Annotated in this window: 6 protein-coding genes; 4 read left to right on the top strand and 2 right to left on the bottom strand. The window is 49.5% G+C overall.

The window, feature by feature from the left end; all coding sequences use genetic code 11:
* The 4 genes from ABYT30_RS13815 to ABYT30_RS13830 all read left to right on the top strand — a co-directional run.
* The coding region (locus ABYT30_RS13815) for an efflux RND transporter permease subunit (RefSeq protein ID WP_373097043.1) at positions 1-402 on the top strand (402 nt) is incomplete at its 5' end.
* Positions 403-404: 2 nt separating this feature from the next.
* Positions 405-1,787, top strand: a complete 1,383-nt coding sequence (locus ABYT30_RS13820; RefSeq protein WP_373077486.1) for an MATE family efflux transporter — start codon at positions 405-407, stop codon at positions 1,785-1,787.
* Positions 1,788-2,216: 429 nt separating this feature from the next.
* Entirely contained in the window at positions 2,217-3,374 is a 1,158-nt protein-coding gene (locus ABYT30_RS13825; protein WP_373077489.1) for an alpha/beta hydrolase family protein, read from the top strand.
* 74 nt (positions 3,375-3,448) lie between these two features.
* On the top strand, positions 3,449-4,921 hold the full coding sequence (locus ABYT30_RS13830) for a wax ester/triacylglycerol synthase family O-acyltransferase (protein ID WP_373097046.1): 1,473 nt from the start codon (positions 3,449-3,451) through the stop codon (positions 4,919-4,921).
* 87 nt (positions 4,922-5,008) lie between these two features.
* Here ABYT30_RS13830 and ABYT30_RS13835 read toward each other — a convergent pair whose 3' ends face one another.
* Both ABYT30_RS13835 and ABYT30_RS13840 read right to left on the bottom strand, forming a co-directional pair.
* The gene (locus tag ABYT30_RS13835) at positions 5,009-5,392 is read right to left on the bottom strand and encodes a nuclear transport factor 2 family protein (protein ID WP_373097048.1); all 384 of its coding nucleotides are present in this window, start codon (positions 5,390-5,392) and stop codon (positions 5,009-5,011) included.
* Positions 5,389-5,853, bottom strand: coding sequence for a cupin domain-containing protein (locus ABYT30_RS13840; protein ID WP_373097051.1), 465 nt, complete (start codon positions 5,851-5,853; stop codon positions 5,389-5,391). Before ABYT30_RS13840 ends, ABYT30_RS13835 begins: the two co-directional genes overlap by 4 nt.
* Positions 5,854-6,458: the final 605 nt, after the last annotated feature.

Genomic DNA, 6,458 nt, shown 5'->3' on the forward strand with positions numbered 1-6,458 from the left:
ATGGGGCTATCGGCGAAAAATTCAATTTTGTTGGTGGAATACACTATTGAGCGAACGCGAGAAGGTATACCTCAAAAAGAAGCGCTGATTTTGGCTTGTCGTGAGCGCTCTCGGCCAATTGTGATGACGACACTGGCGATGGGGGCGGGAATGATTCCGACTGCCTTGGGGTTGGGCGAAGGCTCGGAGTTTCGCTCGCCTATGGCGATTGCTGTTATCGGTGGTTTGATAAGCTCGACGGTGCTTTCGCTGGTTTTGGTGCCCGTTGTTTACGTGATGGTTGAGAATGTTGAGCGCTGGATTACCCCAAAGCTTGCTCGACTTATTGTGCAGCGCGTGGAGAGCGACGACGCTGACAGCAAGGGTGGCGATAGTGATGCTGCCGCGATTATAAAAGGATGACTGTGGCCGCTGTGCAAAGTGCTGAATCGGATATGACGCTAGTGAGCAATCGCGAGGTGCTATCGCAAATCCTACGCTTGGCTGGGCCAATGGTTATTGCAGGTCTTGTGCAAACGGTTTACCACATCATAAACGCGCTGTGGGTAGGGCGCTTAGGTGCTGATGCGGTTGCGGTCGTGTCGATATGCCTGCCGATAAACTTGTTGTTGATTTCCCTTGGTGGAGGCTTGTCGTTGGCAGGCTCGATATTGATCGCGCAAAGTATTGGCGCGAAGCGACACGATGATGTGAATAAGGTGGCAGCTCAAACCTTAACCTGCCTCAGTGGGTTTTCTGTCGCGCTAAGCGTTGCGGGCTATTTTCTCGCGCCGCAGATTTTGGTGCTAATGGGGGTTGATGCGTCGATTTTTGATGCGACGCTCAGCTATCTGCGGATTACCTTTGCCAGTGCCTTGGTATTAACGCTCAGCTCCGCGGCAATAGCGATTTTGCGCGGCATGGGGGAGTCGAAGGCACCATTACCGATTATTTTGTCGAGTGTGATTATTAATGCAGTTCTCGATCCTTTATTTATTTTTGGCTGGGGGCCCATGCCCGCTGTAGGGGTAAGCGGCGCGGCCTACGCAACGCTTATAACTCAGTTAATTACCGCGGTGCTGGGTTTGCAGTTAATGTTACAGGCCCGCTTTGGTTTAAAGATTCGCCTGAAAGATCTACTGCCTGATTGGCCGATGATTGGGCAGATATTTCGACTTGGCGTCCCGGCGTCAGTTGAGCATTCTATGCAAGCCGTGGTCTTGTCGATCATGACGGTGTTGGTTGCCGCTTTTGGTACTGTGGCAGTGGCAGCTTACGGGATCGTTTTTCGTTTGTATTCATTTGCGATTATTCCAGCGTTTAGTATTTCTATGGCGGTATCGATACTGGTTGGGCAAAGCATTGGTGCGGGGAATATTTCACTTGCGATCCGTATGACTAGAATTGCGGCGCTGTTTAACTTTGCAATGATGTCCGTTATGAGTGTCGTTGTTTTTCTGTCGGCAGAGACAATTATTAACCTTTTTGTGCCGGGGGATATACAGCTGGTCGCCAGCGGTAGTTTTGTGCTGCGGGTGTTTATGTTGTCGATGCCGTTGATCGCGATTTTGTTGGCTTTACGCGGCGCATTTCGAGGTGCAGGAGATACCTTTAATACCATGGTGCTAACCTTGGCGGGTATCTGGTTAAATCAAATTCCACTGGCTTATTTGTTATCGCGACCAAGTTTTTGGGGCGAATACGGTCTGTGGTATTCGCAACTCGCGGGTGCGGTGCTCAATGCGATGGTTGCGGTTGTGTATTTTAATAGTCATCGCTGGCTGAAAAAAAGCGGCGCTGCGACTTAGACTCTGTAAGACGCATAAAATGTGTAGGTTGATTTGCGTAAGTTATGGTTCGGTCATTGCGCATGGGGATAGGGTATTTGGGGTAAAGCTCGTGTAGGGGTGATGTGTTTTCAGCCCTTGAGTGGTCCTTTGGTTTCGAGGGGTTGTGACTCAGCTTGGCCTTATAAAAGCTGACGGATTGTTATTAATTACCAATATTGCTTTTGTGTTCTTTTGCAAGCATGGCATATTATAATGCAATGGCACTGGCTCAATGTATTTAAAGGCTAAGTCAGCTGCTTATTGAGAATTGGTTTTAGCTCGTAATCGATGGTGGCGGATCAGCATAGCCGAGTGGGCTCCATTGCCCTATTTTTAGCGGCGTTGGCTAACTGAGGCAGGGTATTGTCTCGCGAGTGAGTTGACGTTTCATTTGGATAATAATGAAGTATGAAGACTGCGCGCAATCGTAAGGCAATAGCCGTTATTCCAGCCCTCCTTGGTCGTTATTTGCTGCGTGTTGCCGCGAAGACCTCGCCCAATGGGGAGCAAAGTCAATCTCGCTTTCGCCCCGGTGCGGTCGGCGTTATTAGTGAGCGATTTGAGTGGCGGGATGATACGCGGCCGAGCCCTGCCTATAATCGATTCAAAGGCACTCCCTACCGTATTTTGAAGGGAGAGGTATGGCGTCCCGCAGCTAAGCTAGAGGCTGGGCCGCTGCTGGTTTATTGTCATGGCTTTATGTCCAATCGGCGCGAAGGTTTGTATTTGGCAAGATTTCTGGCCAGCCACGGTTATACGGTTGTTGCTTTTGATTTTCCACTGACGAGTCGTCATGCTCCGGACAAGCCTAATGGGCTCGATATTGTCAATCAGCCAGGTGATGTTCGTTTTGTATTGGATCAACTATTAGCACGTAACGCTAATCCCAATGACGCTCTATTCGAAACGATAGACCCTGATCGCATTGCCGCGGTGGGCTTGTCCCTAGGCTGCTTGACTTCGATGTTGACGACCTTTCACCAGGAATTGCGGGACCCGCGAATTAAAGCTGCTATATGTATTGGCGGCCCGACGAGTATGTTTTCTTCCCGATTTTTTGCCAATCCTGCGGTGCCGACGCTGATGGTTTATGCAGATACCGATTCGATTGTGCCCTATGCCGTGCACGCCCTTACCGCATTCGAGCGTATTCCAGACTGTACTTTGCTCACGCTAAAAATGGGTTCGCATGCAGGGTTTGCCCAGCAGGCGTCCACCTTGCTGTGGATGTTTAAAAACCCGGACAGCATTGCTTGCCTCATGTTTGCGGGCGAGAAGAGTGAAGACGCCCTGCGGCAATTTGATTTCCCGGGCATGCTCGGCGGTCAGCCCATGGGCATTCTGGATCCCGGCGAAAGTGAGGTGCCGACCAAACCCCTGGTTAAGCTTGCGATGAAAGCAAGTCGTCAGCATATGTTTACAACCTTGGCTGCCCACGCATTTCTCGATAGCGTGTTCGCCAAGAGTGATGTGGATAGGAAGTTATCTAGCCAATACTTGGTAGAAACTTTGGAAGAAGAGAATAGTGGTGAGTTAAAGGTCAGCCCAAAAGCTTCTCTGCGCTGAACTGTTGTTTTACTTAGCCATTAACGTCAGAACGATTTTTTCGGGCTCAATAATTATTTAGTGATGGAGGAAGTATGCAACAACTTAACCCAATAGATGCCGCGCTGCTGTTAATGGAAACGGTGAAAACCCCGTGTCACATATCGATGATCAGTGTCTATGATCCCTCAACATGTCCAGATAAGGCGCCAAGCTTTGAAGAGATTTTCGAGGCTGTTCGAGTAAGCCTGCCCGCTGCGAATCGATTTAGATCGAAGATTGTGCGCGTGCCCTTTGATTTAGATTACGCCTACTGGGTCGAGGATGAAGATTTCGATCTGCGCTTTCATATGCGCCATTTAGCATTACCGAAACCAGGTAGTTGGGTGCAGTTTCGTGAGCAGGTCTCGCGTCTGGTGTCACGCCCGCTTGATATGACCCGTCCACCGTGGGAAATGACGGTGATTGAAGGTCTTGACAGCATCAAAGGTTTGCCGCCAGGTTGCTTTGCAACGGTACTAAAGATCCACCACTGTGCGATAGATGGTGAGTCGGGGGTGGGTTTGGCGACCGTACTTCATCAAGACAGCCCAGATAAACCCGTCGCAGTCCTAGAGGATAACTGGCAGCCTGAGATTACGCCAGGTAATCGCGAACTACTCCGTCGTGCTGGTATTCATAGTATTCGTAAGCCTTTGGCAATTGCGAAACTATTGATGTCCAATAGCTCAAAGTTGTTGCGTTCCGCCTTAGATGATTTGCGCAGCGATAAGAAAGAAGAGGACGCGCGAGATCGGAAGGTGCCAGCAACTATATTCAATGCGCCGGTTTCTGCGCATCGCATTTTTGATGAGGCGCGTTGCACCCTTGATGAATTGAAACTTATTCGCAAAGAAGTTCCTGGTGCGACTATCAATGATGTTTGTCTGACCATAGTTTCCGAGGGTATGCGCCGTTACCTGGACGCCAAGGGCGAGCTACCGGCAGAATCACTTGTTACCGCTGTGCCCATTTCTACCCGCACCCCAGAAAACGCTGGCGCGAGCGGTAATCAAGTCTCGGTGATCTTTACCTCAATGCACACGGATATTGTCAATCCAATTGAGCGCTTGGCAGCAATCTCTGCGGAAACCAGAGAGAAGAAAGCGGTACAGTCGGGCGTGGTGATGAAAGTGCTGCTTGAAGTCGTGCACAATTTACCCGGCGCGCTGGTTGGCGCGGTTGGTCGAGTCATGCCGGTAATTAGTGTTAACGCGAAAGCGGTTATAAATACCATGGTGACTAATGTGCCGGGACCAATGACTCCACTCTATTTATTGGGCGCGAAGTTAGTGCAGTCCTCAGGGTGTCCGCCACTGTTGCACGGAGGTGCTTTACTGCATAGCGTATCCAGTTATAACGGTGGATTTATGGTGTCATTCACTGCCTGTCGCGATCTTCTTCCGGATCCAGATTTCTATCGACAGTGTCTTGAGGAGGCAATGCGCGACATGATTGCGGCAGCAGGGGGAGGCGCGAAGCCAAAAAGGGCGCCGCGTAAACCCAGAGCTAAGAAGGCCGTTAGCTAGTCTAGACGGCGGTCTGGGGCAGTAATCTCGGACCACCGTGGCGCGCGTTGTCAGTGCGCCCCTAAGTGCAGCTAGCGCCTTGCTGAATCAGGGCGTAAAGCTCGCTTGGGGTGCTATGTACTCGCGCAGCGAATTAATTTTGCCATCCTTGAAGCGCATTAGCACGCAGATATGCCAAGCAACTTTTGGTGACTCGGGTTTAAATTGAACCTCAAGAATATGCTCTTGTACAAAGCCATCGGAAAAATACTCGCGTTGAATATCGCGGGTGTGTCGAGAGATCGAGTTTTCCACAAAGCTGCTTAACGATGCTTTGGTTTCTGCGAAGTCTTGCAGTTTTTGATCGAAGTTATGCCAGGTGGTCGCAGATGGCAGGCAGCAAGCCATCACTTCGTCCATATTGCCTTTGTCGAGTGCCGTCCAGAAGCGGTCGGCTACTGCGTCTAATATTGCCTGTGTTTGTTCGCTCATTTTGCATTCTCCGTGTCGTCGTGTTGGGCATTAAGCGCCAATGGTGATATTGCGTGTTGCCAAGCTGCTTGCTCCGCTTTGCAGGTTTCAATGGCCTTGTTCCAAAAATTACCTTTGGATAAAGACTTGAAGTTGAATTGCCCGCTGTGACGAAACTCTAATATTTCCACTCCGTTGTCGCCAACCGCGAGGTAGGTGTAGGGGACATTGGCGGGTACAAAAAAACCGTCGCCTTTGCCCAGCAGCTCATTACCTAAGCGTAATTCGCCAGACACGATAAAATACAGGCAGTCGGTGTCATGGGTGTGTAATGACAGTGGGTAGTTTTTCTTGATCCAAGCGTGAATTAGGCTGAAGCCCGGTAGGTCAAAGAGAACTTTGACTTGGTCGCCGTCAAGTAGGCCATGTTTGGATGCCTCGGTTACTTGGGGGCGTACATCGCTAGGAAATTCAACACTCATATTGCCTGAATCCATTAGTGATTCAGCGCCGTTGGCTCGAAAGATTTGAAATTTTGAATGACGGCCTTTGGGGCTTGCGGAGTCGCTGTTGTCCATACTGTGGTCGCTCATGCTTATTTATATGATGGAGGGGGTTGTATAGTCGCCTGAATTGTAAATCATTTCACATAGCTAATCACTTGTCAGTTTTGGTCTTCGCTTGTGAGCGGTATGCGCCGCCGGTGTGATCCTGTGTTTATCGTGTATTAGCTTTGTATAGCTTGGGGTAAAGAGCTTTTAGTTGAATTGTTTACTTGTAGATAAAATTCTGTTAAAAATTGACGATACAACAGTTTTCTATAATACAATGGCATGATGTTATTGCATTTATTCTGAAAGCTAGGCAAAATCTGAGTTAAACGAACCAAGAATCCAAGACTATGACTATAAATAACGACACCCCGATGTCCTTGGCTCATCTAGAGGGCACCCTATATTACGGGGCCTTGGAGTTATCATGATGAGACACCAGAGGATGTAAAGCTTGAACTACAAAGTGCGGTAGTCGATGCCTTGGTCGCCTGTGTGCGCGACAGCCGTTTACCTGAGCCACTTCCGCCTAAAGA

Origin of the sequence: Zhongshania sp. (assembly GCF_041623545.1) — a bacterium.
Taxonomy (GTDB): Bacteria; Pseudomonadota; Gammaproteobacteria; order Pseudomonadales; family Spongiibacteraceae; genus Spongiibacter.

Coding starts and splice junctions, on each gene's coding strand:
- ABYT30_RS13830 (WP_373097046.1), top strand. CDS start 3,449: ATGCAACAACTTAACCCAATAGATGCCGCGCTGCTGTTAATGGAAACG.
- ABYT30_RS13835 (WP_373097048.1), bottom strand. CDS start 5,392: ATGAGCGAACAAACACAGGCAATATTAGACGCAGTAGCCGACCGCTTC.
- ABYT30_RS13840 (WP_373097051.1), bottom strand. CDS start 5,853: ATGAGTGTTGAATTTCCTAGCGATGTACGCCCCCAAGTAACCGAGGCA.
- ABYT30_RS13825 (WP_373077489.1), top strand. CDS start 2,217: ATGAAGACTGCGCGCAATCGTAAGGCAATAGCCGTTATTCCAGCCCTC.